The sequence below is a fragment of the Nitrosospira sp. Is2 genome, assembly GCF_033095785.1.
GTDB lineage: Bacteria > Pseudomonadota > Gammaproteobacteria > Burkholderiales > Nitrosomonadaceae > Nitrosospira.
In genome coordinates this window covers 2,745,022-2,769,448 of the sequence record NZ_CP137134.1, presented here as the reverse complement: position 1 = coordinate 2,769,448, position 24,427 = coordinate 2,745,022, and the positions used below count along the sequence as shown (strand labels likewise).

At 53.1% G+C, this 24,427-nt stretch carries 21 protein-coding genes and 1 tRNA gene; 9 read left to right on the top strand and 13 right to left on the bottom strand.

Going from position 1 to position 24,427, the window contains the following annotated elements; translation table 11 throughout:
• The first annotated feature begins 209 nt into the window (after positions 1-209).
• From petA to R5L00_RS12095, 6 genes are all read left to right on the top strand, one after another.
• Positions 210-815: a ubiquinol-cytochrome c reductase iron-sulfur subunit gene (petA, locus tag R5L00_RS12120; RefSeq protein WP_107694238.1), complete on the top strand. Its 606-nt coding sequence runs from the start codon at positions 210-212 to the stop codon at positions 813-815.
• Positions 815-2,062, top strand: coding sequence for a cytochrome b (locus R5L00_RS12115; RefSeq protein WP_107694239.1), 1,248 nt, complete (start codon positions 815-817; stop codon positions 2,060-2,062). Before petA ends, R5L00_RS12115 begins: the two co-directional genes overlap by 1 nt.
• Complete coding sequence (locus tag R5L00_RS12110; RefSeq protein WP_317651958.1) at positions 2,059-2,796, top strand: cytochrome c1; 738 nt, start codon at positions 2,059-2,061, stop codon at positions 2,794-2,796. The genes R5L00_RS12115 and R5L00_RS12110 overlap by 4 nt, the downstream gene beginning before the upstream one ends.
• Positions 2,797-2,850: 54 nt before the next feature.
• Positions 2,851-3,450 (top strand): glutathione S-transferase N-terminal domain-containing protein, encoded by a 600-nt coding sequence (locus tag R5L00_RS12105; protein ID WP_107694241.1) that lies wholly within the window; start codon positions 2,851-2,853, stop codon positions 3,448-3,450.
• The gene (locus R5L00_RS12100; RefSeq protein ID WP_107694242.1) at positions 3,447-3,875 is read left to right on the top strand and encodes a ClpXP protease specificity-enhancing factor; all 429 of its coding nucleotides are present in this window, start codon (positions 3,447-3,449) and stop codon (positions 3,873-3,875) included. Before R5L00_RS12105 ends, R5L00_RS12100 begins: the two co-directional genes overlap by 4 nt.
• A gap of 66 nt (positions 3,876-3,941) precedes the next feature.
• A tRNA-Thr gene (locus R5L00_RS12095) sits at positions 3,942-4,017 on the top strand.
• A 778-nt stretch (positions 4,018-4,795) separates the two neighbouring features.
• On the opposite strand, the gene R5L00_RS12090 is transcribed toward R5L00_RS12095, so the two are convergent.
• Complete coding sequence (locus R5L00_RS12090) at positions 4,796-5,290, bottom strand: hypothetical protein (protein WP_317651955.1); 495 nt, start codon at positions 5,288-5,290, stop codon at positions 4,796-4,798.
• Positions 5,291-5,471: 181 nt separating this feature from the next.
• Here R5L00_RS12090 and R5L00_RS12085 point away from each other — a divergent pair.
• A protein-coding gene (locus R5L00_RS12085; RefSeq protein ID WP_317651953.1) for an IS3 family transposase occupies positions 5,472-6,583 on the top strand; the annotation gives its coding sequence in 2 pieces (ribosomal slippage) (positions 5,472-5,724 and positions 5,724-6,583; 1,113 coding nt in all).
• Positions 6,584-7,021: 438 nt separating this feature from the next.
• On the opposite strand, the gene R5L00_RS12080 is transcribed toward R5L00_RS12085, so the two are convergent.
• The 8 genes from R5L00_RS12080 to ppsA form a co-directional block, all read right to left on the bottom strand.
• On the bottom strand, positions 7,022-7,843 hold the full coding sequence (locus R5L00_RS12080) for an alpha/beta hydrolase (protein WP_317651950.1): 822 nt from the start codon (positions 7,841-7,843) through the stop codon (positions 7,022-7,024).
• Between the two features lie 510 nt (positions 7,844-8,353).
• On the bottom strand, positions 8,354-8,536 hold the full coding sequence (locus tag R5L00_RS12075; RefSeq protein ID WP_317651948.1) for a hypothetical protein: 183 nt from the start codon (positions 8,534-8,536) through the stop codon (positions 8,354-8,356).
• Positions 8,537-8,983: 447 nt separating this feature from the next.
• A complete protein-coding gene (locus R5L00_RS12070; RefSeq protein WP_317651946.1) occupies positions 8,984-10,207 on the bottom strand; it encodes a histidine decarboxylase in 1,224 nt (407 codons plus the stop codon).
• Positions 10,208-10,256: 49 nt separating this feature from the next.
• Positions 10,257-11,282 carry a methyltransferase gene (locus R5L00_RS12065; protein WP_317651944.1) on the bottom strand — a complete coding sequence of 342 codons (1,026 nt, stop codon included), beginning with the start codon at positions 11,280-11,282 and terminating at the stop codon, positions 10,257-10,259.
• A gap of 530 nt (positions 11,283-11,812) precedes the next feature.
• Complete coding sequence (locus tag R5L00_RS12060; RefSeq protein ID WP_107694249.1) at positions 11,813-12,211, bottom strand: hypothetical protein; 399 nt, start codon at positions 12,209-12,211, stop codon at positions 11,813-11,815.
• Positions 12,212-12,944: 733 nt separating this feature from the next.
• Positions 12,945-13,286: a hypothetical protein gene (locus R5L00_RS12055; protein WP_107694250.1), complete on the bottom strand. Its 342-nt coding sequence runs from the start codon at positions 13,284-13,286 to the stop codon at positions 12,945-12,947.
• A gap of 193 nt (positions 13,287-13,479) precedes the next feature.
• Positions 13,480-14,094, bottom strand: a complete 615-nt coding sequence (locus R5L00_RS12050) for an undecaprenyl diphosphate synthase family protein (RefSeq protein ID WP_107694251.1) — start codon at positions 14,092-14,094, stop codon at positions 13,480-13,482.
• A gap of 28 nt (positions 14,095-14,122) precedes the next feature.
• Positions 14,123-16,492 carry a phosphoenolpyruvate synthase gene (gene ppsA / locus R5L00_RS12045; RefSeq protein ID WP_317654176.1) on the bottom strand — a complete coding sequence of 790 codons (2,370 nt, stop codon included), beginning with the start codon at positions 16,490-16,492 and terminating at the stop codon, positions 14,123-14,125.
• A 574-nt stretch (positions 16,493-17,066) separates the two neighbouring features.
• Here ppsA and R5L00_RS12040 point away from each other — a divergent pair.
• Positions 17,067-17,375 (top strand): kinase/pyrophosphorylase, encoded by a 309-nt coding sequence (locus R5L00_RS12040; RefSeq protein ID WP_317651943.1) that lies wholly within the window; start codon positions 17,067-17,069, stop codon positions 17,373-17,375.
• Between the two features lie 182 nt (positions 17,376-17,557).
• Here the strand turns inward: R5L00_RS12040 and R5L00_RS12035 are convergent, their stop codons facing one another.
• From R5L00_RS12035 to R5L00_RS12020, 4 genes are all read right to left on the bottom strand, one after another.
• Positions 17,558-18,172, bottom strand: coding sequence for a hypothetical protein (locus R5L00_RS12035; protein WP_107694254.1), 615 nt, complete (start codon positions 18,170-18,172; stop codon positions 17,558-17,560).
• 156 nt (positions 18,173-18,328) lie between these two features.
• A complete protein-coding gene (locus R5L00_RS12030; RefSeq protein ID WP_317651941.1) occupies positions 18,329-20,746 on the bottom strand; it encodes a phosphoketolase family protein in 2,418 nt (805 codons plus the stop codon).
• A gap of 12 nt (positions 20,747-20,758) precedes the next feature.
• Positions 20,759-21,871, bottom strand: coding sequence for an acetate/propionate family kinase (locus tag R5L00_RS12025; protein ID WP_317651939.1), 1,113 nt, complete (start codon positions 21,869-21,871; stop codon positions 20,759-20,761).
• A complete protein-coding gene (locus R5L00_RS12020) occupies positions 21,868-22,800 on the bottom strand; it encodes a universal stress protein (RefSeq protein WP_107694257.1) in 933 nt (310 codons plus the stop codon). The genes R5L00_RS12025 and R5L00_RS12020 overlap by 4 nt, the downstream gene beginning before the upstream one ends.
• A gap of 733 nt (positions 22,801-23,533) precedes the next feature.
• Between R5L00_RS12020 and R5L00_RS12015 the strand changes: the two genes are divergently transcribed.
• Positions 23,534-24,418, top strand: coding sequence for a Tim44 domain-containing protein (locus R5L00_RS12015; protein ID WP_107694258.1), 885 nt, complete (start codon positions 23,534-23,536; stop codon positions 24,416-24,418).
• Positions 24,419-24,427 lie beyond the last annotated feature (9 nt).

Below are 24,427 nucleotides of genomic sequence, written 5' to 3'. Positions count from 1 at the left end.
GGATTGTGCTGCTGAAAACGGGAGCGAAAAACAGGGAAGACGTGCCCAGTTCATTGATCTGAAAGTTGAATCTGCTGTACCCTCATCTTGCTCTATGTGTAAGTTTTTCGCAGGAATATTTTATTTTCCAATACATACTATGTTAAAATGGTTAAGTTTTTCAAAATTTTTTAGAACAGTTCCAGACCAACAAACGGGGACTGCAAAATATGGCAGATACTGAGAAAAAACAAGAGATAAATAGCAGACGGCGTTTTCTCATAGCCGCCACTTCGATTGCGGGAGGAATTGCCAGCATTGGCGTGGCGACTCCCTTCGTGATGAGCATGATGCCCAGTGAAAGGGCGAAGGCGGCAGGCGCGCCGGTCGAGGTAGACATCACGAAGCTTGAGCCCGGCATGCTGCTTTTGGTCGAATGGCGCGGCAAGGTGGTATGGGTGCTGAACCGTACCCCAGAAATGCTGGCTACTCTGAAAAAGCTTGATAGCCAGGTGGCCGATCCCAAATCGGAAAAACCTCAGCAACCGCCCTACGCGAAGAATGATGCGCGTTCGATCAAACCGGAATATCTGGTCGTCGAAGGCGTCTGCACCCACTTGGGATGTTCGCCGGTGTACCGCAAGGATATCGCCCCTGCGGACCTGGGCGCCGACTGGCTGGGCGGTTTCTTCTGCCCCTGCCACGGCTCCAAGTTCGACCTTGCAGGCCGTGTCTACAAGCACGTCCCCGCGCCCACCAATCTTGTCGTTCCTCCCCACACGTATTTAAGCGACAACCGTCTGTTGATCGGATCTGATAGCAAGGAGTCCGCATAATGAGCAAGCGACTGGAATCCATGTTGGAGTGGGTAGACGCGCGTTTTCCTTTGACTTCCACCTGGAAGTATCATCTTGCCGAATACTACGCGCCGAAGAACTTTAATTTCTGGTATTACTTCGGCTCGCTCGCCATGCTCGTGCTGGTCAATCAGCTTCTCACCGGCATTTTCCTCACCATGAACTACAAGCCGGACGCCAGCATGGCTTTCGCATCGGTGGAATACATCATGCGGGATGTGGACTTCGGCTGGCTGATCCGCTACATGCATTCCACCGGCGCGTCCATGTTCTTCGTCGTCGTCTATCTGCACATGTTCCGCGGAATGATGTACGGCTCCTACCGTAAGCCGCGCGAACTCCTGTGGCTGATCGGCATGGGTATCTTCTTCATCCTGATGATGCTGGCATTTACGGGCTACATCCTTCCCTGGGGACAAATGTCATACTGGGGCGCGCAGGTGATCGTGAGCATGATAGGCGCGATTCCGGTTATCGGTCACACCCTGTCGAACTGGATTCTGGGGGATTTCATGTTGTCTGACGCCGCGCTCAACCGCTTTTTCGCCTATCACGTCGTCACGCTGCCGGTCCTGCTGGTGACACTGGTGTTCGTCCATATCGTGGCTTTGCATGAGGTCGGCTCGAACAACCCGGACGGTATTGAAATCAAGAAAAACAAGGACCCTGTAACGCATGTTCCCGTGGATGGCATCCCGTTTCACCCCTACTACACGGTGAAGGATATTGTCGGGGTTGTGGGATTTCTGATCGTATTCTGCGGCATCATCTTTTTCATGCCCGAAATGGGCGGCTACTTCCTCGAGTACAACAATTTTATCCCGGCAAATACGTTGCAGACGCCAGACCATATCGCACCGGTATGGTATTTCACTCCGTACTACTCGATGCTGAGGGCAGTCACGGTCAACTTCCTCTGGATAGACGCGAAACTCTGGGGCATCGTGCTGATGGGCGGTTCTGTGGCCATCTTTGCCCTGTTGCCCTGGCTGGACCGCAGCCCGGTTAAGTCGATTCGCTACAAGGGACCTTATTTCAAGATCGCCCTCACGCTTTTCGTTATCAGCGTCCTGGTGCTTGGCTGGCTCGGCACGAAATCGCCAACGCCTCTTTACACAGTGCTCGCGCAGATATTCACGGTAATTTACTTTGCCTTCTTCATTCTTATGCCGTGGTACAGCAAGATAGATAAAACCAAGCCTGAACCGACGCGAGTGACAGAATGAGAAAAATTGCCGTTGTTTTTTGTATGTTGTGGCTGGTGCCGCTGAGCGCATTCGCCAGCAGTTCGGAAATGAAACTGGATCGCGCGCCGCTTGCGCCGAACGATAAGATCTCCCTCCAACGCGGCGCGCAGGTCTTCGTCAACTATTGCATGACATGCCACAGCGCCGAATACATGCGTTACAACCGTCTCCGTGATCTTGGCCTCACCGAGGGTCAGATCAAGGATAATCTGATCTTTACCGGTCAGAAGGTGGGCGAGCTTATGACCGTCGCGATGAAAAAGAAAGAAGCCAAGCAATGGTTTGGCGTGGCCCCGCCCGATCTGTCGGTCATCGCCCGTTCCCGGGGGCCCGATTGGCTGTACACCTATCTTCGCAATTTCTATCGCGATGACTCCACGGCTACCGGATGGAATAATCTCCTGTTTGACAAGGTCGCCATGCCGCATGTGCTGTACGAATTGCAGGGAGAGCAAACGGTTGCGGTAAACATGGTTGACGATGGCCATGGCGGCAAGCATGAACTAAAAGAACTGAAACTGGACAAACCAGGGACGCTTTCGAAAATCGAATACGATAAGTATGTGGCAGACCTGGTGAATTTCCTGGTTTACCTGGGTGAACCAGCGGCGACAAAGCGGGTGCAAGTAGGAATAATTGTGATGCTTTTCCTTTTCGCCATGCTGGGGTTGACCTATGCGCTTAAACGTGAATATTGGAAGGATATCCATTAAACTGTTCTCATCTGTAAAAACGTTCTCCCAATCACGCCCGGAAAGTAACAACCTATGATGACGTTGTACTCAGCAACAACCTGCCCGTTCAGCCATCGCTGCCGTATTGTGCTGTACGAGAAGGGAATGGATTTTCAGATTATTGATGTTGACCTGCACAACAGGCCGGAAGACCTGGCCGTAATGAGCCCCTATGGCCGGGTGCCGGTGCTGGTGGAACGCGACCTTATTTTGTACGAGTCCAATATCATCAATGAATATATTGACGACCGCTTTCCTCATCCGCAGTTGATGCCGGCGGATCCTGTCATGCGCGCCCGCGCACGGCTCTTTCTGCACCGTTTTGAACAGGAATTGTTCTGCCATATTGATGCGGTCGAGGAGGGCAATCCAAAAGCGGTAGAGAAGGCGCGTACGACTATCCGCGATAACCTGACTGTCATTGCGCCCGTATTCGCCAAACAGAAATACATGCTTGGGGATGAATTTTCCATGCTCGATGTCGCCATCGCGCCATTGCTCTGGAGGCTGGATCACTATGGCGTTCAACTACCCAAGCAGGCCGCGCCCCTGCTGAAATTTGCCGAACGACTGTTTAGCAGGCCCGCGTTTATCGATGCCCTGACAGCTTCCGAGAAGGCGATGCGCAAATGAGAGAACTGTCCACCAAGCCATATTTGATCCGGGCCATCTATGAATGGTGCTCCGATAGCGGCTTTACCCCTTACCTGTCGGTTAAGGTGGATGCGCAGACCCGCGTGCCCGAAGAGTTTGTAAAAAACGGGGAAATCATACTCAACGTGAGTCATGATGCGGCGCACCACCTGACCCTGGGCGATGATGTGATCCAGTTTTCCGCCCGGTTTAGCGGTGTCTCGCGCGAAGTTTCAATACCGGTCAGCGCGGTTCAGGGAATATTTGCCAAGGAAACGTCAAAAGGTATTCTTTTTCCGCCGGAGGAAGAGACTCCCACGGCCCAAAATGAATCCAATATTGAAGAGCCGGAAAAACAGCAGCCCTCCCCGCAGGAAGGTTCATCTGCGGCAGGTAAAAAACGGCGCTTCCAGGTCGTCAAGTAACTCCAGTCGTTTTCCCCCGCACTACAGTTTGCCCCCCTCCTTCGCAGTCTCTATAATTGCACCCACGCCGGCATAGCTCAGTTGGTAGAGCAGCTGATTTGTAATCAGAAGGTCCCGAGTTCGAATCTTGGTGTCGGCACCAAAAAACATGGGGTTATGTAGCTTATATTTAGCTATAAAATTTTAGGGTAACGCCGGGGTAACTGTTCAAGGTAAAATTAACAAAAAAAATAATTGTTAAAGGTCTGCTGGAAGCATCGCATAAGCAAGTGCCTATCGTTCTTGGTACCTTGTGGCAACTGTTCGTAAAATAGCGAGTAATGATAAAAGGCCGCAAAAGTAGATTCAAAGACGGTAGTGGATGTGTCAAAGTCTTGAGCTAGGCTGGTACGAACGAATGGGGTCTTGGGCTCGAATCTGCCAGACGCACCAACATGGCAATTGCCCGAGAGGTGGGCTTGTGGGCTGATGAACATCGCTATTTCTGTGTTGCGCTATTGCCCCGACCGGGACAATATCTTACAGGTCGCTAGTTAATGTAGGCTGGTCCGCGTGACCGAAATTCTATCAAAGACATTCTTAAGCCGGCGGCGTTCGGAACAAGCCGCTGTCCGCTTCAATCACGCCCCTGAAAACAACCGCACAGGTCGGTGTCTGCACTCTTCACGTGTTGCTATTGGCTCGAGAAGACTATTTCAAATGCCTCCCCTTCCTATACACCTAAGTGGTTGGGCGACCACACCCCTCATACAATTCCGGTCCCAGTTTATACCTATGGATGATAATGCTGCACAAGGGGGAGTTGCTGTTCACCGGCATGAGCTAGGGCTATCGAAACCCCGCGCCACCTCCTGCTCTTTCCCGACCTCCAGCCTAAAATAGTGTAAAAACATTTACTGGAAGTTGCTATCTCAAAGTAATCAAACGAACCACTCCGAAACCCCGACCTCGTCGTGCGCGAAGCCAACAATGTCCGGCATGTGATCGCCGGTAACGTCTTCAACAAAGCGCGTGTGCTCGTCAAAGCGCCAGCCGTCCTTGTAACCAAAATTACCCACCCCGAGCTTCGCTGCCTGGAAGGTCCCGTCGCCATTGCTCTCCGAAACCCAGACCCCGTCGTGCGCGAAGCCAACAATGTCCGCCTTGCGGTCGCCGGTAACATCTTCTACCAAGCGTGAGTGCTCATCAACACGCCAGCCATCCTTGTAACCAAAGCTACCTACGCCGAATTTCGCTGCCTGGAAAGCTCCACCCCCATTGCTCTGCGAAACCCAGACCCCGTCATGCGCGAAGCCAACAATGTCCGCCTTGCCATCGCCGGTAACATCCTCTACAAAGCGTGGGTGCTCGTTCACGCGCCAGCCGTCCTTGTAACCAAAATTACCCACACCGAACTTTGGATTCGTCAGAGCCATATCTGCCTCCACTCTTATTTGCCTTAAATTCTAAGGTTATTCCCCGAAACCACCAATTATTCCAGCTAAAATTCGCAGCTATCCACAACCCATAAATTGAGAGAGTAACGTTCTCTATGAACTGCCCCTGCGATCAGCTTCATGACGTAGTAGAGTCCGATTCTTAGATGAGGAGCGGACCATGAAGAAGCGATTTAGCGAGGAGCAAATTATTGGATTTTTGAAGGAAGCGGATGCGGGCGTGCCTGTGGTGGAGTTGTGCCGCAAGCATGGTTTTTCCGATGCTTCCTATTACAAGTGGAAGGCAAAGCTTGGCGGGATGGACGTCTCCGACGCCAAGCGGCTTAAGGCCCTGGAAGAGGAGAATAACAAGCTAAAGCGACTGCTGGCTGACGCACTGCTCGACAATGCGGCATTGAAAGATGTCGTTTCACGAAAGTGGTAAGCCCACAAGCGCGGCGGGAAGCAGTTGCGGCTTTGAAGACAGAACGACAGTTCTCTGAACGCCGGGCTTGTGGGCTGATGAATATTTCCACTTCGGTATTGCGCTATCGCGCCCGGCCTGACACATCCAGGCAATTACATGAGCGCATTGTTTCGCTTGCCGCACAAAGGCGGCGCTTTGGCTATCGACGCATCCATATTCTTCTCAAGCGGGAAGGCTGGCATATCAATGTCAAGCGGGTCTATCGGCTCTACCGCAATGCGGGATTAGCAGTGCGCAAGCGCAGCCGCAAGCGAATCGGCCTGACAGAAAGAGTGCCATTATTTCTTCCAGAAACACCGAACCATGCCTGGTCGATGGATTTCGTGCATGACGGTTTGGCTGATGGCAGACGCATTCGCTGCCTGAATGTGGTGGATGACTGTACCCGGGAAAGCATCCTCATTGAGGTCGATACATCTATTTCGGGAGCGCGCGTGGCACGCGTACTAGATCATATTGCGGAGCATCGTCCTTTGCCGCAAATGATCAGGGTCGACCATGGGCCCGAATTCACCAGTCTGGCACTCGATGCTTGGGCTCATGCTCGCGATGTGAAGCTGATATTCATCCAGCCGGGCAAGCCCACGCAGAATGCATACATCGAAAGCTTTAATGGCCGATTCAGGGATGAGTGCCTGAACGACAACTGGTTCTTAACCCTGCATGAAGCACGTGTCCTGATCGAGGCGTGGCGAAAAGATTACAATTCAGCACGGCCGCATAGTTCGCTTGGCAATATCACGCCAGCCGAATTTGCAGCCCAACAACAATTTGCAACCCCGGATTCTACTGCACCGTGTAGCTAATTACGGGGGGCAGGTCATCTAGAACAGCTTATGAGAATGCAAGTTCACTTTATTCTTATTCTGCCGGCGAACCTCTTATAGTTTTTTATAGATGATGTTCATCTACGGATAGCCCGGTGACTAGCACAATAGCGGCTGAGAAGAAGGCGTAAAGCAGCTATTCTCGTTGAAAAACGCTTAACGAGTTTCCTCTTCTCTAATCTCCCTCTTGTATTCTTGTTTACCCGTCTTGTTGCCTCTGGTTTCCCAGCTGCGCGTGACGCCGCGCAATTACACGTTAATCCCTAACCGCGCGCAAAGATGTGAGAAAACTCACACGTCTTTCACGTTTGGTATTCCTGGCAAAACTACTGGATTGCATTAAGCGATGGCAGAAGGATTGGCACGAATCGAAAAGTCCGCCGACTTCGACAGGTTTGAAAGATCGACAATGTCGGCTCACCCCTTGATGAAGGCGAGCAGCTCTTCGTTGACCCGGTCCTTAAGCGTCGTGCACATGCCGTGCGGGGCGCCCTGGTAGACTTTTAGCGTCGCGTTCTTGATGATCTTCGAAGAAAGCAATGCGGAATCTGCGATCGGGACAATCTGGTCGTCGTCACCGTGAAGAACCAATGTCGGCACGTCGAATTTCTTGAGGTCCTCGATGAGATCGGTTTCGGAAAACGCCTTGATACAGAAATACGAGGCAGGGAAGCCCGCCATCATCCCCTGGAGCCAGAATGCGTCGCGCACGCCTTCAGAGATCTTGGCGCCCGGCCGATTGTAGCCATAGAACGGCAGGCTGAGATCCTTCCAAAACTGCGAACGGTCGGCTTGGACGCCGGCGCGCAACTGGTCGAATGTTTCTATCGGCAAGCCGCCGGGATTGGAGGACGTCTTCAACATCAGCGGCGGAACGGCGCTGATCAGCACAACTTTGGCTACGCGCTTGGTGCCATGGTGCCCGATATAGCGCGCGACTTCACCGCCGCCCGTGGAGTGTCCGATAAGGACCGCGTTCTTAAGGTCCAGCTGCTCCACTAGCGCTGCCAAGTCATCGGCATACGTGTCCAGGTCGTTGCCATTCCACGGTTGGCTCGATCGGCCATGGCCGCGGCGGTCATGCGCAACGCATCGATATCCGCGCGAAGCGAGAAAGAACATCTGATCTTCGAACGCATCCGCGGAGAGCGGCCAGCCATGGCTGAAGACCACCGGCCGACCGATCCCCCAGTCATTGTAGTAAATCTGCGTTCCGTCCTTGGTTGTGATCGTGCTCATGGTGCGTCTCCTTTGGTCGGGTTGGAAGGGGGTTGTGGCGTTCGCCTGCTCGGAATTGCAGCCATCGTCGTTGCCGGCACTGTAAATTCAAGATAGCAAAGGCGAGAAGGCTTGCAGCAATATTTCCAGCCCACCCGCGGCTATCGACACGTTTCTGCCTGTGACGAAAGTTGCAAATTGAACGAATCGGACTAGAAATATGGGCTAGGGGACGTCTCGTTCAATACTCTGAATTGAACGATAAGTTGCTAGAGCCGACCAGCTCGGGCGCATAAAGACAGACACTTGGCCTTATTCGCTCTCTGCGGCATCTTTCTAGAATCCTGCTAGAGTGAAATTGCAGGGGGTGAGCAGTTTAAATCATCCTCTTCACTCCAGGATGACTGACACTTCCCTGCTCTTCCCATTTTCGCAATCTCCTTTATACCCGGCCTCCTCCGCAGTGTATTTTTTGCTCTAGCAGCTATACGTGGAGGACCCCGAGTACCTGCAAATTAATCAGTTAAGTGCTTAATCATTAATAGAAACTATATGCTCTAAGTGGTCGATAATTTGTACTGCCTCATCCCTTTCAACTAGAACGGTTGCTGATGCATTGCCACTGTCATCCTCTATCGAGATGAGCATGGTTCCTTCCGCGCGTACCTCATCATCCAGAATTAACACTCTTAGGGCATCGTAGTTCTTGGCCATATCTCCATTTAATCCTCCCGTCGAACTCCCCTAGGTTGAGAACTTAACGCGGCTAGCAGGTCGACTCCGTCCATAGGGTTCTTCGTACAACTTTGATTCACGTTCACGCTCCAAATAAACTTTTAAAATAAAAATACCCATTCTGATAATATGGACTAGACTTAAAACCATGTCGAGACTATGGTTGTATTGCTAACGCGACCGTACCCTGCGAAATTCCAATTTAAGAGGAGGAATAGTGATGAAAACGGACATGACACTGGTAGCCCTTCTCGTGTTGATTCTTGGACTAATCTCGCTATTTGGAATATTTAATCGGTGGTTTATGGTGATGTAGAGGCTCGGGCCCTGCTGTAGCGCACCCGGCTCATGAGCCCGTAGGTTATCGACGGAACTCGAACTCCATGTGTGCCGAACGGCTCGGCAGCAGTGGGAGGTTTAGTGCACCTATTTTTGAAAAATATTGCTTTTCCACCCCTTCATATCAGTAACAAAGCTGTCCATGAGCTTTCGATCGACGTGGGGCATGACAACGAAATGAGCGATTTTTCCGAATTGCGCGCCTTCGTCCGGTGCCAGATCATATTTTTTCATCACATGTTCGGGCGGTCGCTCAAAAAATAGCGTATTTGAGTAAGGGTTCTTCCATACCCGAACACCCGCTTCTCCGAGGCTCTTTAAAAGATACTCGGCATTGCTCATACTATTCCGGGCGGCCGTCCGGAAATCTTCGAGGGAGGTTGAATTGATCTTCCACCAGAATTTGAGAGGGCCGAGGGCGCTGCGCGAAGTGGTAATGGTCGGAACCGCGCCAGCCAGGTAAGGCACCTCAAAGGGATTCAGGTTTTTAAATGCCTCACGCGTGCAAATAAACACGCCGATGGGTTCGTCAAACCCAAAGAATTTGTGCCCTGAGACCACGATTGAGTCGAATTTTTGTGCCTGCTGATGCACGAGTTGCGCAGCCTCTTCATTCACATAGGGGAGAAATCCACCGAAAAGGGCGGCATCGGAGTGAATGTACACGGGCCCGCGGTGCTTTGCCCGCAGTATTTTGCGGATGGCCGCCTGGTCATCCATCGCACCCTTGAAAGTCGTGCCCATGGCGACAACCACAAGAGCCGGACGTGCCGGGTCCAATTGCTTCTCGAAATCGGCCGTATCCATGTGGCCCATATCCGTCGCCTTGATCAGGCGAAGTTCGGTATTTTGAACATCGGCCAATTTTTTTATCGAGTAATGGGCTTCCGCGGAAACATAAATGATCGGCTTCACGGATGACTTCGATTCCAAGTATTTACGCCCGAAATAAATTCCGTGGTTGTTTCCATCGGTTCCGCTGGCGGTTACGAAACCCCAGTAGTCTCCCTCCTTGAATCCATACAGCCTGGCAAAGTAATTCACCACTTCCTGCTCGAACTCATGGGTATTCAAACTGTAAGGACTTTGTTTGTATGGATCCCCAACGTTGTTCATCGCCACGCGATACATTTCGTGCCTCATGTACCACGCGTAAAAATCGCCTAAAGAGGTGTCCTGGTTGACCGGGTATCCCGCGGCGGTCTTCTTCTTTTCGAGGATCCTTTGCGCGAATTGATCCAGCCTTTCACGCTGCGACTCGGTAATTGCCGAGGCCGGGTTCGAAAAGGAGACGACGCTTAGGAAGATCAATCAGAAGGAGTCTTGTCATAGGTTTTGCCATCCGCTCAAGATCGCGCGTTTATTTATATGCAATTGCGGCGCTGCATGGGCCTTCCAAATGCATTATTTCATAGCGCTTGAACCCCGCCTCGCGGCACCATTCCCAAAAATCTGCCCCGGTGAAATCAAATGCATCACCAAATTCGATAAGCATGTTTAGCGACATCATGAGCCCAAACGCGTTCGTGCGCCGCTCATCGTCGATCAGGTTTTCAATCACGATGAACACGCCTCCCTCCGGCAGTGCCTCGTATGCCAATTTGATAAGGTGTTTCTTCTTGTCCAGATTCCAGTCGTGCAAAATCATCCCCATGGTGATGACATCCGCCTTCGGCAAAGGGTTCTTCAGAAAATCTCCCGATGCAACCTCTACCCGGTCAGTTAACCCCGCCTGCTCGATCCATTTCCTGGCGATAGGCTCGACAGCTGGCAAATCAAAGCTCGTGCATTTTATGTGGGGATCCTGTATGGCGACCAGGCTCGAAAGCAATCCTGTCGCGCCGCCCACATCGCACAGCGTGGAATAACGGGAAAAATCAAACTTTTGCGCAAGCGCCTGGAAGTTAACTCGCGAAATGCCGCGCATTGCCCCCATGAATTGTTCAAGCCGGGACAAGTCTTCATAAAGCACTTCAAACATGGGTTTCTGGCTGTGCTTGATTTCGTTCTGAGGCCTGCCGGATTTGAGCGCGGGTCCGAGATCACTCCAGAATCTGAACAAGCGCTGGCCGGCCATTTCCAGTATGCCGCCAATATACTCACCTTTATTCTTGTCCAAGAAGCGGCTTGTTTGGGCGGTATTAGAGTAAACCGCTGCTGCGCCAGCCCCCTCCCGGTTCAGGAAACCAAGCGCCACGAGTGCATCGAAAAAATCCCAGATGCCGCGTGGATGGAGATTTAGCGCCTTGCCCAAGGCTACGCCGGTCATGGCCTCATCGCCTAGTACCGTAAAAAGCTCTAATTCAACCGCCGTGAGGAGAACCTTTGAACCCCAAAAACCAAAGCCTACCTCAAGAATACGAGATGGATCTTCTGCATCAGACATCGTTTCCCTCATTCATGGATTCGTGGAACCTAAGATTCCGCCGCGGCTCGCGTTATGAGGCGCCAAACCGCGTTATTCTCGCTGTGATCAACACGCCCATTTTATCTCCGCCACAAGAAAAACCGAAGTTCAGCTATAGCGACTGCTGTGATACCTGGTTACCGTACTGCCTACGCGGAGAACCGCCCCCACACTTGCATTAACCGACCGAGCCACCTGGATGAGATTATTTCAAGAACCAGGAAACGCCAGCGGCAAGATTGGACGATGCGCCCGAAGAATGTACTACGGCTAACGAAGGGAATATACGGATGAGTAGCCTAAACATGCGGCTACAAGAACAGTTGTATACGTAACTGCCTTGGTTATGAAAAAGGCCCGGAATGAAATTCCGGGCCTTTTTCCAAAAACGCAAAACGAAATACTGAATATAAGGGACTTATGCTCAGCTTGCACTCAACTTACATCCCCATTCTCATTTCTGAGAAAATCACTGGCCGGTATGCTGATCAGTCGACCCCGCCCATTCACTAAATGACGATCACCGCGCCAATAATAAGGCCGATAATGATTCTCGCCAGCATATTATCTTTAAGCCAACCGTCCGCCGTCTTCATGACAACTGAGCGGTTGTGCTCTATGCGTTTCGGATCAAGGAATTTCTCCCAACTATCGGTCTGGGCTTTATCGTCGACCGGTTCTCCAAATTTGGCAGCCAGGCGACTGGACAGGCGCTCGGCGATTAAGGCAGATCCATAAAGGGCGGCGATTAGAAGAAGGAAGTAGGGAAATGCTATGAAGAACTTGATCGACCTGTCCTGATATTGCTCCATCAAGGGGAGGCCGAAACTATTAAGCGAAAATACAATAACGCCCAATAATGGGAGAAAAAAGCACACAATCAGACTATGAAAAAACACTTGCTTCATAGCACCACCTCCTTTATGTCCCCAACGAATAAGGCCATGAATTGCTTAAAGCTTTGCGATGGCCACCCAACCCAGAATGATTTTATTATTGTAATACCATGATTCTGCGGAGCTTTTTCTATTCAAGACCGCAAATACGCCGCTTGCGCTTTTTTGGATCTCATGGTATGGAGACTGCCATAGTCCATGTGAAGAACTTGTTGCAACAATGTGATGATTGTGTGAAAAATGTGAGGAAGACGTCATATCGATGTGAGGGATTTGTGAACCCGGAACCATGGAAAATACGGCGGGGAAATGGTGGTCCGCGATCAGCTATGAATCGCACTCTGACCGACCGGTTTCGAAGGGATACTCGAACCGAAGGCGGTTAGTAACGGGGATTCACAGGAAATGCGACCGCTAAAGAACAGGAAGGCCTATGAGCAGTGAACAAGCAAGCCCTTCTGATGTCAGCGCGATTCTTCATTAGACAATGGCTTGAATATAGATTCTCTAAACTTCCACGATACATTTGGTTGGGATTGGCTGTAAAAGCCGGGGTGTGCCAAAACTGTGGAATCGAGAACGCAAACCGAACCATAAGCGCAAAGGTGCGGTCGGGTCAGGGCGTTAAAACGGATAAAAAAGATTAGGGAATGAGCTGCCGGCGTCTCGATGGATTAATGAACGGAGACGCCGGAAGTGATATGGTAGGGATATAAGGGCTGGAAGAAGACTTGATGCGAGCTTGTCAATAACCTGTCCCCGACGCTGGTGCAGACCCGCGCTCTTTTTCGGTGCCATAATCGTAGACACCTTCCTTGCGATGCTCTCGATATTCTCCTTCGCTTAATGATTCTCTCTGATTTCTTTCGAAGCGGTTTTTCCTTTCCGCTTCTTCCCCTCTGGTCGTGCCTTTCTCAAATGGCTTCCCTGGCGTTACCGGCGGTTGCATGGAATCGGAAGGCCGTTGCATGGCGTCGCCTTGGCCGGGCACATTGATCTGTGCATAAACCGATCCTGCGACGGTTAAAAGGACCGCGGCGAGCAGTGGCTGCACTGTTTTACTATTCATGATGGACAGGTATTTCATGGATAGCTCCTTATTGTCTATCAGCGAATTGCTGTCTGGAAATGCTACCCATGGATTTGAAACTATACTGTACGACAACGCACAAAAAGGTGTTTGGGGGGCGAGAAACCTGGATGAGGGTGGTACGGAGCCTGCCCGGACTCCGTCCGTCTTTATTTCCGCTTCAGGGAGCGATCCCGTTTTATGCGAACTATTAACCGCCAAATGTCCGGTCCTGCCGCCGGAACCAGGATAACGCATGCTCGAAATGCTGAGGCTCGAAGTCCGGCCAATACTCGTCCCTCACATAAAAGTCCGCGTAAACCGACTGTACCGGAAGAAAACCGCTCAAGCGGCGGCCCCCTCCCCAACGCACGATCAGGTCCAGGCGTGACACATCGTTTGAATGCAGGTTCCCGCTCTTGAGCCCCCCTAAGTCCCATTCCCAGCCATAGTTGACGAGTAGATTGACCTTCATGCCGCTTCCCTGGCGCGTCCTGAATTTTTCAAGCACCTTGGGAAATTGCGCAGAGCGCTCATCGCCAACCACAAGCAGCGCCGCGCCGCGGCGTTCGATCTCAAAAGCGAATTCCACTGAGGCATCAGTAAATGCCAGCTTTTGCAGGGTCGGCCGCTTTGTGTTGTCTTGCGTAAAACAATAAATAGACGCTTCCGGAATACCCCGCTCCTTGCATATTTCGTACAAGGCTATTCCGGGCCCAATACCATAAGTGTATCCATCCTCTTTTGGGAGGCCCCGATTCAATGCCCAGCGGCGATTGCCGTCAGGAATGAAGCCGATATGCTGCGGAATCCTGTTCTTTGCCATTTGCGATCCTTATACAAAGCAGTTCAAGTTAAGCGCCTCGTTCTAAAATGCTGCCTTTTTTTTTAGCTTCCTCAACAAGATAAAGCCAGGTATCCACCACCGTATCAGGATTCAATGAGAGACTACCGATGCCTTCTTCCATAAGCCACCGTGCCAGGTCGGGATGGTCGGACGGCCCCTGTCCACAAATACCGATGTATTTTCCCGCTCCACGGCATGCCTGAATTGCGAGCCGCAACAGGGCCTTGACCGCGGGGTCGCGCTCATCGAAGGATTCCGCAACAAGGCTGGAATCCCGATCCAACCCGAGAGTGAGCTGCGTCAGGTCGTTGGACCCGATGGAAAAACCGTCGAAGTACTCGAGGAACTGATCCGCAAGCAACGCATTGGATGGGATTTCACACATCATGATCAGCCGCAAGCCGTTCTCACCCCGTTTCAAGCCGTTTTCTTCCAGCAGGGTTACTACGCGGCGTGCTTCGGTCACCGTCCGCACAAACGGTATCATGATCTCCAGATTGGTAAGGCCCATCTCGGTTCGGACTTTCTTCATCGCCCGGCATTCAAGTTCGAAACACTCGCGGAACTCCTTCGCCACGTAGCGCGAAGCGCCGCGAAATCCCAGCATCGGATTTTCTTCCTTGGGCTCGTATTGCAGCCCGCCAATGAGGCTCGAGTATTCGTTGGATTTAAAGTCCGAGAGGCGCACGATAACCGGCTTTGGGAAGAATGCCGCACCTAGCGTGGCGATACCCTCGGCGAGTTTCTCAACATAAAAACTGACAGGATCGGGATAACCCGCACTCTGATTTTCCACCTGCTGCTTCAGGTCGGGGGGTAGATCCGGATAGTGCAACACAGCGTTGGGGTGTATTCCGATCATGCGTGCGATGATGAACTCCAGCCGCGCCAGACCAACGCCATCGTTGGGTATGCGCTGAAAACCAAACGCCAGGTCCGGGTTGCCCACGTTCATGGTGATCTTGACTGGCGGCTTCGGCATACTCTCGAGCGCCAGGTCGATCACTTCGATTTCCAGCGACCCCCGATAGATATTGCCGGTATCCCCTTCTGTACAGGACACCGTCACCATTTCGTCCTCAGCCAGTGTACCGGTAGCGTTTCCGCAACCGACTACCGCCGGGATCCCTAGTTCGCGCGCAACAATTGCCGCGTGGCAGGTGCGGCCGCCGCGATTGGTCACAATGGCCGATGCACGTTTCATGACGGGCTCCCAATCGGGATCGGTCATGTCGGTCACCAGCACATCTCCCTCTCGCACGCGTGACATCTCGCTCGCGTCCAGAACCAGCCGGACCGGACCGCTACCGATTTTCTGGCCGATGGCGCGCCCGGATACCAGTATTTCCGATTTGCTTTTCAACCGGTAGCGCCGCAGCGTATTCACCTTTGCCGCGGATTGCACTGTCTCGGGCCGCGCTTGCAGGATGTAGAGTTTGCCATCCTGGCCGTCCTTGCCCCATTCGATATCCATGGGCCTGCCATAGTGCCGCTCGATGACGACCGCATGGCGGGCCAATTCCTCTACATCCCGGTCGGTCACGGAGAAGCGGCTACGCGCAGCCTGATCCACCTCCAGGGTTTCCACCGTACGGCCGATGTCGCCGCTTGCCGCATATTGCATTTTGATGAGCTTGGAACCCAGGTTTCGTCGAAGAATCGCCGGCCTTCCCTGCGCTAGTGCGGGTTTGTAAACATAGAACTCGTCCGGGTTGACCGCACCCTTCACTACGGTTTCCCCCAAGCCATATGAAGCCGTGATGAAGACCACCTGATCAAATCCTGTTTCGGTATCCAGAGTGAAGATCACGCCTGAAGCACCCATATCACTGCGAACCATCTGCTGCACGCCCGCCGATAAAGCCACCTCTGAATGGATGAAACCCTTGTCGACGCGGTACGAAATTGCCCGGTCATTGTAGAGCGAGGCAAACACGTCCTGGACCGCCTTTAACAAATTGTCCAGTCCATGAATATTCAGGTAAGTTTCCTGCTGGCCTGCGAAGGAGGCGGTCGCCAAGTCTTCTGCGGTAGCGGAAGAACGCACCGCCACGGAGATTTCGCTGGACTCCGCTTCCTGCAGCATTTTCTGGTAAGCAGTGGTGATTTCCTGCTTCAACCGCGGCTGCAGCGGAGTTTCCACGATCCAGGCCCGGATTTGCGCGCCAGTAGTAGCCAGTGCTTTAACGTCTCGCGTATCAAGCGTGGCGAGTATCCGTTCGATGCGCTGTGCCAGACCTCCCTGGGCAAGAAACTCACGATAGGCATCGGCGGTCGTTGCAAAGCCGTGAGGAACCCGCACCCCGGCCTTTGTCAACTGGCTGATCATTTCGCCCAGCGACGCATTCTTTCCGCCCACGCGGCCTACGTCCGTCATGCGCAACTCATCGAACCAGACGACGTATTGTGAATCAGTCAATTTCTGCTCCTGTTCGCGAGTACGGTTGTGTTAGTTGCCACGATACGTTATTTTCATTATAGAAACTTTTAAATAAAATCGTTGCAAACGTTCCGTTGGCAAACGAGGCCCAAATCGATATATCGATAAGCCGGAGATACGAGGTGGTCGAAGCAATGTTGCGTTCTCCCCCTTGCGGCGGACCTCAGGCGCAACGTTCCTCAGAGCCTAATTTCCGCGAGGATTTTTTTGCCGTACTCCCGAAAAAGCACCAGGCTGACATCAGCCTGCAAGGAACAGCTTGGAAAACTTGGACGGCCATGACTCCCAAAGATGCCCAAAGGCGGGGGAAGGAACTAATGAGGCTCGGGTCGCGCAAAGCCGGACGCGGACCCATGCCCGCTGGGGAGAATACCCGGGGGGGCCGACTCCTGAGAAGAAATCCCGGGGGCGCCCCGTGTGCACTTCAGACACTCAGCTATGGCTTCGACGTTGTCATTGCGGGCTTGAGAGCCATTCAGGGCCTCTTTACATTATCGGTGAGTTAAAACAAATGTCAATTAAAGTGGCACAGCCACCGCCAGCAGGCTTCTTTCTGTCGGACCCGTCCCAGATCAGGAACAACCGCAGCAAGCTGCTCGGCTTTACGGTTGAACAGCTATGCCTGCATCAGATGCGACGCGAGCGCAAGCCCGACAGTGAATATGCCTCGCTCAGGAATTGCGAACACGAAGTCCGCGCAGCGGAAAAAGCTGAGCGGCGCGAAGGAATTCCCTATCTCGATGCCTCTAGCAGCCAAATCGATCGACGAGCTTGCTACGGCCGTGCTGCATCAGGCAAACTCAAACGACAGATTTATTAGCGGGTAACGCCGATGCCTCGCTGTGGCACTTTTGCAGCAAGCGGTCGGTAGGCAAGCGGGGATACCTAACCAGCCTGGGGCATTGCCTGCCAGCCGATTGGAAGGTGACCGGAAAGCTTTGAATGTTCGCTGTACGATCGGCGGAGGCGCCAAAAGCGCCAAAAACGAATGGCGGGGCCGTTCTACCCCGCTCCCCCAAACGCTTCGTGTCGGTATCTTGTGAGCAACGGCTTTACGTCCGCATCTTCCGAGATTTCTTTTGCTGAATTGTTAAGTGCCTTGTCATCCGGGTATAGATCGGCAAATGCCACAATCGACATGGCGGCAAGCTCCCATTCTTTTCTGGCGAATTCATTGTCGCTCCCGTCCCTGAATTCCGGGCTCGTATAGACGGACCTCGGCCAGTCCACTCGAAGACTCATTTGATAGAGAATATATCCCACTACAAACATGAAGATACCGCCCGCAAACATTTCCTTGGCAAAATAGACGACACCCAGCAGAAACGAAGTCAGGTAGAGAATAACGCTGTTCCTCTGCTTTTTCCATGAAGTGGTGGGATAGGCCAGCGCCATCCAGTATTTGGCGATATATTCCGTCAGATCCTCCGCATTTTCCCATTTGTCAGCGAGTATTTTCGCTATCCTTGGCAGTGGGATGTCGGTTCTGCCGATCAACGCGTGGGGCGCCACAATGATAGCGTATAGCGCAGGCAGGACGGCGCCCCAGTACACGCCGTCCGTGTGATTCGATGTAAACGCGAAATAGAGCGCAATGAGATTGAGGATAAATATCATCCGTACCTCTCCGCCAACTCAGCAAACGTGCTTGCGCCTGGGTGTTGATGAAAAGGATATTTTGCTCGCAATATAGAGGCGGGAACCGTGGTTCCAAGATAAGCATCCATCCCATCCGTCACTTTTGCCGCGTTTCCGCCTTATCACATAGACCGATCATTGGCCCCCGGAACTGGAAGGCCAGTGCCAGTCGCGTATCTCGGGCATGTCATCGCCGTATTCGACGATGTACTGCTTATGTTCGGTCAACTTCTCGCGCATCAGCTGCTTGAGGTACACCCCCTTTGAGCCCAGCGTGGGCACGCGGTCGACCACGTCCATTACCAGATGGAAGCGGTCAAGATCATTCAGAACCGTCATGTCAAACGGAGTGGTGGTCGTTCCTTCTTCCTTGTATCCACGCACGTGCAGGTTTTCATGATTGTTGCGGCGATAGGTCAGACGATGGATAAGCCAGGGATAGCCATGGTAGGCAAAAATGATTGGCCGGGAAGCCGTGAAGAGCGAATCGAAGTCATCATCGGATAACCCATGCGGATGTTCCGTTCGGGGCTGGAGGGTCATCAGGTCTACTACGTTTACCACCCTTATCTTCAGTTCGGGGATATGACGCCGCAACAGATCGACTGCCGCCAAGGTTTCAAGTGTCGGCACATCGCCCGCGCACCCCATTATTACGTCCGGGTCACTGTCCTGGTCATTGCTCGCCCAACCCCAGGCCCCAATACCGGTAGTGGCGTGCTTGATGGCCGAGTCCATATCCAGCCATTGCAATGCCGGTTGCTTACCGGCGACGATAACGTTGACAAAGTTACGCGAGCGCAGGCATTTATCGGCAACATACAGCAGCGTGTTTGCATCCGGCGGCAAATAAACCCGGATGATATCGGCTTTTTTGTTTACCGCGTGATCGATGAAGCCCGGGTCCTGGTGCGAGAATCCATTGTGATCCTGACGCCAGACATGTGACGTCAGCAAATAATTCAGCGAGGCAATCGGGGCGCGCCAAGAGATTTCCTTCGTTACCTTTAGCCATTTGGCATGTTGATTGAACATTGAGTCAACGATATGGATAAATGCCTCATAGCATGAGAAAAGACCGTGCCGTCCGGTAAGCAGGTACCCCTCAAGCCAGCCCTGGCAGGTATGCTCCGAGAGAATTTCCATCACCCTTCCATCCGGGGAAAGGTTTTCATCACTCGGCAAGTTCTGCCCCACCCACGTGCGGGGCGTCACCTCATACAGCGCATCGAGGCGGTTCGAACTGGTCTCATCCGGTCCCATCACCCGGAAATTACGGCTGCCGAGATTGAGCTTCATTACGTCACGCAATAATTTTCCCATCTCGCGCGTTGCTTCGGCGACCACTATGCCTGGCCCTGGTACAGCGACGGCATAATCGCGAAAATCGGGCATTTCCAATGCCTTCAGCAACCGGCCGCCGTTAGCATGGGGATTTGCGCCCATACGGCGCTCGCCACGGGGCGCGAGCGCCGCCAATTCCGGCAGGAGAGCGCCTTTCTCATCGAATAATTCCTCCGGGTTGTAGCTCTTCATCCAGCTTTCCAACAGCTTCAGATGTTGCGGATTTGAGCCGATCTCTGCAAGCGGCACCTGGTGCGAGCGCCAGAGACCCTCAGTCGTCTTGCCGTCGACCTCTTTCGGTCCCGTCCATCCCTTCGGACTGCGCAGAACGATCATGGGCCAACGCGGATATGTGATTTCCTTCATTGTTTGACCGCTGGTTCGAGCTTCGCGCTGAATCGCTCGAATCTGATCAACAGCGAGATCGAACGCGGCGGCCATCTGCTGATGCATGAGCGCCGGATCCGACCCCTCGACGAAATAGGGTTGATAACCATAACCGAAGAAAAGATCCTGCAGCTCGTCGTGGCTGATGCGAGCCAGCACTGCGGGATTGGCTATCTTGTACCCGTTCAGATGCAGGATCGGCAGCACCGCTCCATCACGAGCCGGGTTGAGAAATTTATTGGAGTGCCAGGCGCAGGCGAGCGGGCCGGTTTCAGCTTCGCCATCACCGACCACGCACGCCACGACCAGATCCGGATTGTCAAAAGCGGCGCCAAAGGCATGAGATACGGAATAGCCCAGCTCCCCGCCTTCGTGAATCGAACCAGGCGTTTCCGGCGCGACATGGCTGGGAATCCCGCCGGGGAACGAAAACTGCTTAAACAGCCTCTTCATGCCGATCGCGTCGCGCGAAATATGGGGATAAAACTCACTATAGCTGCCTTCGAGCCACGTGTTGGCCACCATCGCCGGGCCACCATGACCCGGCCCCGCTATATAGATCATATCGAGATCGTATTTGTTTATGATGCGATTCAGATGCGCGTAAATAAAATTGAGCCCCGGCGTGGTACCCCAGTGCCCGAGCAACCGGGGCTTCACATGCGCGACCGTAAGCGGCTCCCTGAGTAGCGGGTTGTCGAGAAGATATATCTGTCCGACGGAAAGATAATTTGCAGCCCGCCAATAGGCATTGATCCTGCGCAATTCATCTTCGGAAAGCGGTTTGTCCACTGATTGAGTCTTGGGTTCAGCTTGATTCATAACGATTCTCCTTCAGGCTCCTTTTGCCGCCATCAACGCGGTCCCTTCGCGCGCTAGAACCGCCGCCTCGTCTACAGGAATAACCCACGCCGCCACCCGGCTTTTCTCGCCACTGATACGCGATAATCCGTGGGCATCCCGATTTGCGTTTAAATCGATTTCGATGCCGCACCATTCCATGCCGGCGAGTATTTTTTCCCGCACTTCCGGTACGTTTTCTCCGACTCCTCCGCCGAAAACAATTGCCTCGGCGCCAGACAGCACCGCCAGGTAGGCACCGATGTATTTACGCACCCGGTAACAGTACACATCCAATGCCAGCTGTGCCAGCTTGTCGGGCGACCCCAGTAATTCCCGTATGTCGGCGCTGATCCCGGACAATCCCAAAAGGCCGGAATGCTGATTCAGGAGTTCATCCAGCTGCTCCGCGGTTAAATTTTCCTGGCGGAGCAAAAACGTAATCAGGCCGGGATCGACATCCCCCGAGCGCGTGGCCATTACTAGCCCCTCCAGGGGGGAAAACCCCATGGAAGTGTCACGCGGCGACCCGTTCTCTATCGCCGTGATTGAGCAACCGGCCCCGAGCTGCAGTGAAATGATGCGCCCTCCCCGACCGGCGCCGGGCTGCAACCCCTGCCAGCTCCGCCACATGGCCTGATGCGCCAGCCCATGAAAACCGTAGCGGCGCAGCCCATGCTTTTCGACAAGCGTGTGCGGAAGCGCGTACATGCGTGCGGCTTCGGGCAGAGCTCTGAAAAACGCGGTATCGAACACCGCTACCTGGGCAACGTCCCTCCCCAGCACACCGCCAGCTGCACGTATCCATCGTAGCGCAGTGCGGTTGTGCAGCGGCGCGAGCGACGCAACGCGGCTGATCTCCTGCTCCACTTCCTCATCGATCAGGCACGGCGCAGTGAGGTTCATCCCCCCATGCACCACGCGATGCACCGCAAGTTTTGTTTCTGCCAGCCCATGCGTTTCGAGGAATGCTTTCAGCATGACCTCGGGTTCGCTGCCCGACAGATCGTAACGGGAATTTGCCAATCCGCTCAGCGCGCCGCTATCACTGGAGAATGCCGCCAGGCGGACCGATGAACTGCCAGTGTTAACAGTCAGGATAATCACGAATGCTTGCCGCCCAGGTCATCCTTTTCCGACTGTTTCAGCAGCCCGGAGCTAACCACCAGGACGTCGCACGAAGTCTCGTAGAGAACATGCTTGGTAACCGAACCGAATAGTGCTTCATCCAATTCCGTCTCGCCGCGCTTCCCTATGACAACCAAATCTATATGGAGAGCCCGGACTTGCTGCAATATGACAGCACGTGGGCGGCCTTGCTCGACAATGAAAGTAACCTGGGCATTACCTCGGGCACAGCCTTCGGCTATCTTTTCAATCTCCGCACGGGCATGGCTTAATAAATTGTCTCGATGGAGATCAGCACGTTCCTCGCTGAGACCGATCTGCTTCATTCGGTGTGCGAACGGCACCTCGGCTACATGCAACACGTAAATCGACGCTCGCGTACCCGTTTTTAATGCCACCTCAAGCGCATCGAGCGATGGTTGCGAAAAATCCATCGGTACCAATACATGCTTGTACTCCCCTTTCGGTTCCTGTTTTACGACGAGCAGCGGACGAAATCCTTTGCTGAGGGTTTTTGACGCGGTTGTCCCAAGGAAGAATTCCCGAGCGAAGGTTTCCCCTTGATCACCGATGACTATCAGATCGGCATGATTCGCGTTCGCATACTGATTGATTTTCACGTGCGCTTGACCGATCGCAACGTGATGCATCACGCTTATGCCCCCGCTGGACAACGAAGTTGCCACCTCTTGCAGCGTTGCCTTGGCGTGATTATAGAGCTGCTGTTCCGTCTCCAACGGGATATCGATCTTCAATCGCCGGAGCGCTTCGAATGTAAGGATGGGAAGGACGTGCAGCAAATCAAGTTTTGCGCCGTACTCCTTGGCCAGCTGCGCGCCGCGGCGAACCGCTCTGTCCGACCGCGGCGAAAAATCTGTAGCGACGAGAATGTGTTCAATTTTCTTCACGTAACACCGATTCGGGCAAAGCGTGCCCTCTGAATTTATCTGAAACGTTTCTGCAGGTGTTGCGCTGAAGTATCTTTTTTGGGAAAACCGCTTTCCTTTATCGACCTCGCGTCATTCGTCATTCAGTACTCACTGCGCTGCTTTGCCTTGGAGGGAGCTTGAACGAGCTGAACGGGAGAAGGAAGAAGTATAAGCACAGGCTGCATACGGTCATCTGTGCGGCGCTTATCATATGATAAGCACTTCGCATTCCTGCATGGCGAGGGTACGGGCGCCCTGCGTGCAACAGGGCAGTTTAATGAATACGCAGCGGCACGAACGGAAAATTGGCAAGACCTGCGCCGAAAAAAAAGGAAATTGGATGGCAGGACCGACCAACATAATGGCCGCAGTGCCCAACGCCACTGTGAGCCGATGCGTTCGATAGCAAGTTCAACCCTCCAGGTAGACTAGCGGAAGAAACAAGAAAGGTGGAACAAGCTTAACTTCATGAATATCCGGCGGACAGATGGCAAGCGCTGCTGACGTAAGTTTCTTCAAACGGTCGTCGATATTAAGACGGGAAATCTCCGGCCAAGATTTCCATTTATTCAATTACTTATCAAACTCGTTACGTGATTACAAACTGCAGTTGGGAACTTGCGCGCAAATAGGTTTTCCGATTCAATTTATGAGATATCAGTAGATTCGATAGTGTTATACTGCTTTCTTCAACGTTTGCAAGGAGACCATCATGAAGAAATTATTCACCCTGCTGACCTTGGCTGTTTTTAGCTTCGGATTGGCTGCCTTCGATGCCGAAGCAAAACGCTTCGGGGGCGGTAAGAGTATTGGCAAGCAACGGGAAGCCATCAGCCCGCAAGCAGCTCCCAAGCCTGGGCAAGCCCCAGCCGCTGCGGCGGCGCCTGCAGCCGCGGGTGGAAGCAAATGGATGGGCCCTCTCGCTGGTTTGGCCGCTGGAGGATTACTGGCGGCGCTATTCATGGGGGGCGCATTCGAGGGCATTAAAATGATGGATGTGCTGATGCTCGCAGCGCTGATGGCCGCCATTTTCTTCGTGGTCCGCATGTTGCGCAGACCCCGGCAGGAAAATACGGCGCGTCCGATGCAATATTCAGGTATGGGAACAACCGGCAGCACCGGCCCAGCCCCGGGAACTGGGGCGCCCGCAGAAGACACATCAGCAGCCGGAGCAACAACGCCAGCTCAAGCGGTTCCTGTTACCAGAAGCGCAGCTAATATTCCGGCAGACTTTCAGGTCGAGCCGTTCTTGCGCAATGCCAAAACCTCATTTATTCGGCTTCAGGCAGCCAACGACGCGCGCGACCTGAGCGATATTCGTGAATACACCACTCCGCAAATGTTCGCGGAAATCAGCATGCAGATCAATGAGCGCGGCGGCGAACCACAGAGGACCGAGGTCATGGCCATCAATGCGGACGTGCTCGAAGTAGTAACGGAAAATGACACGGCCATTGCCAGTGTCAGGTTTAACGGACAGCTTCGAGAAGCGCCCAACTCCTCGCCGGAACCATTTGATGAGATCTGGCACGTGCAGAAGGATCTTAAGGATCCGGACGCTGTTTGGCTGCTGGCGGGCATTCAACAAGTCTCCTGATCTGAGCCG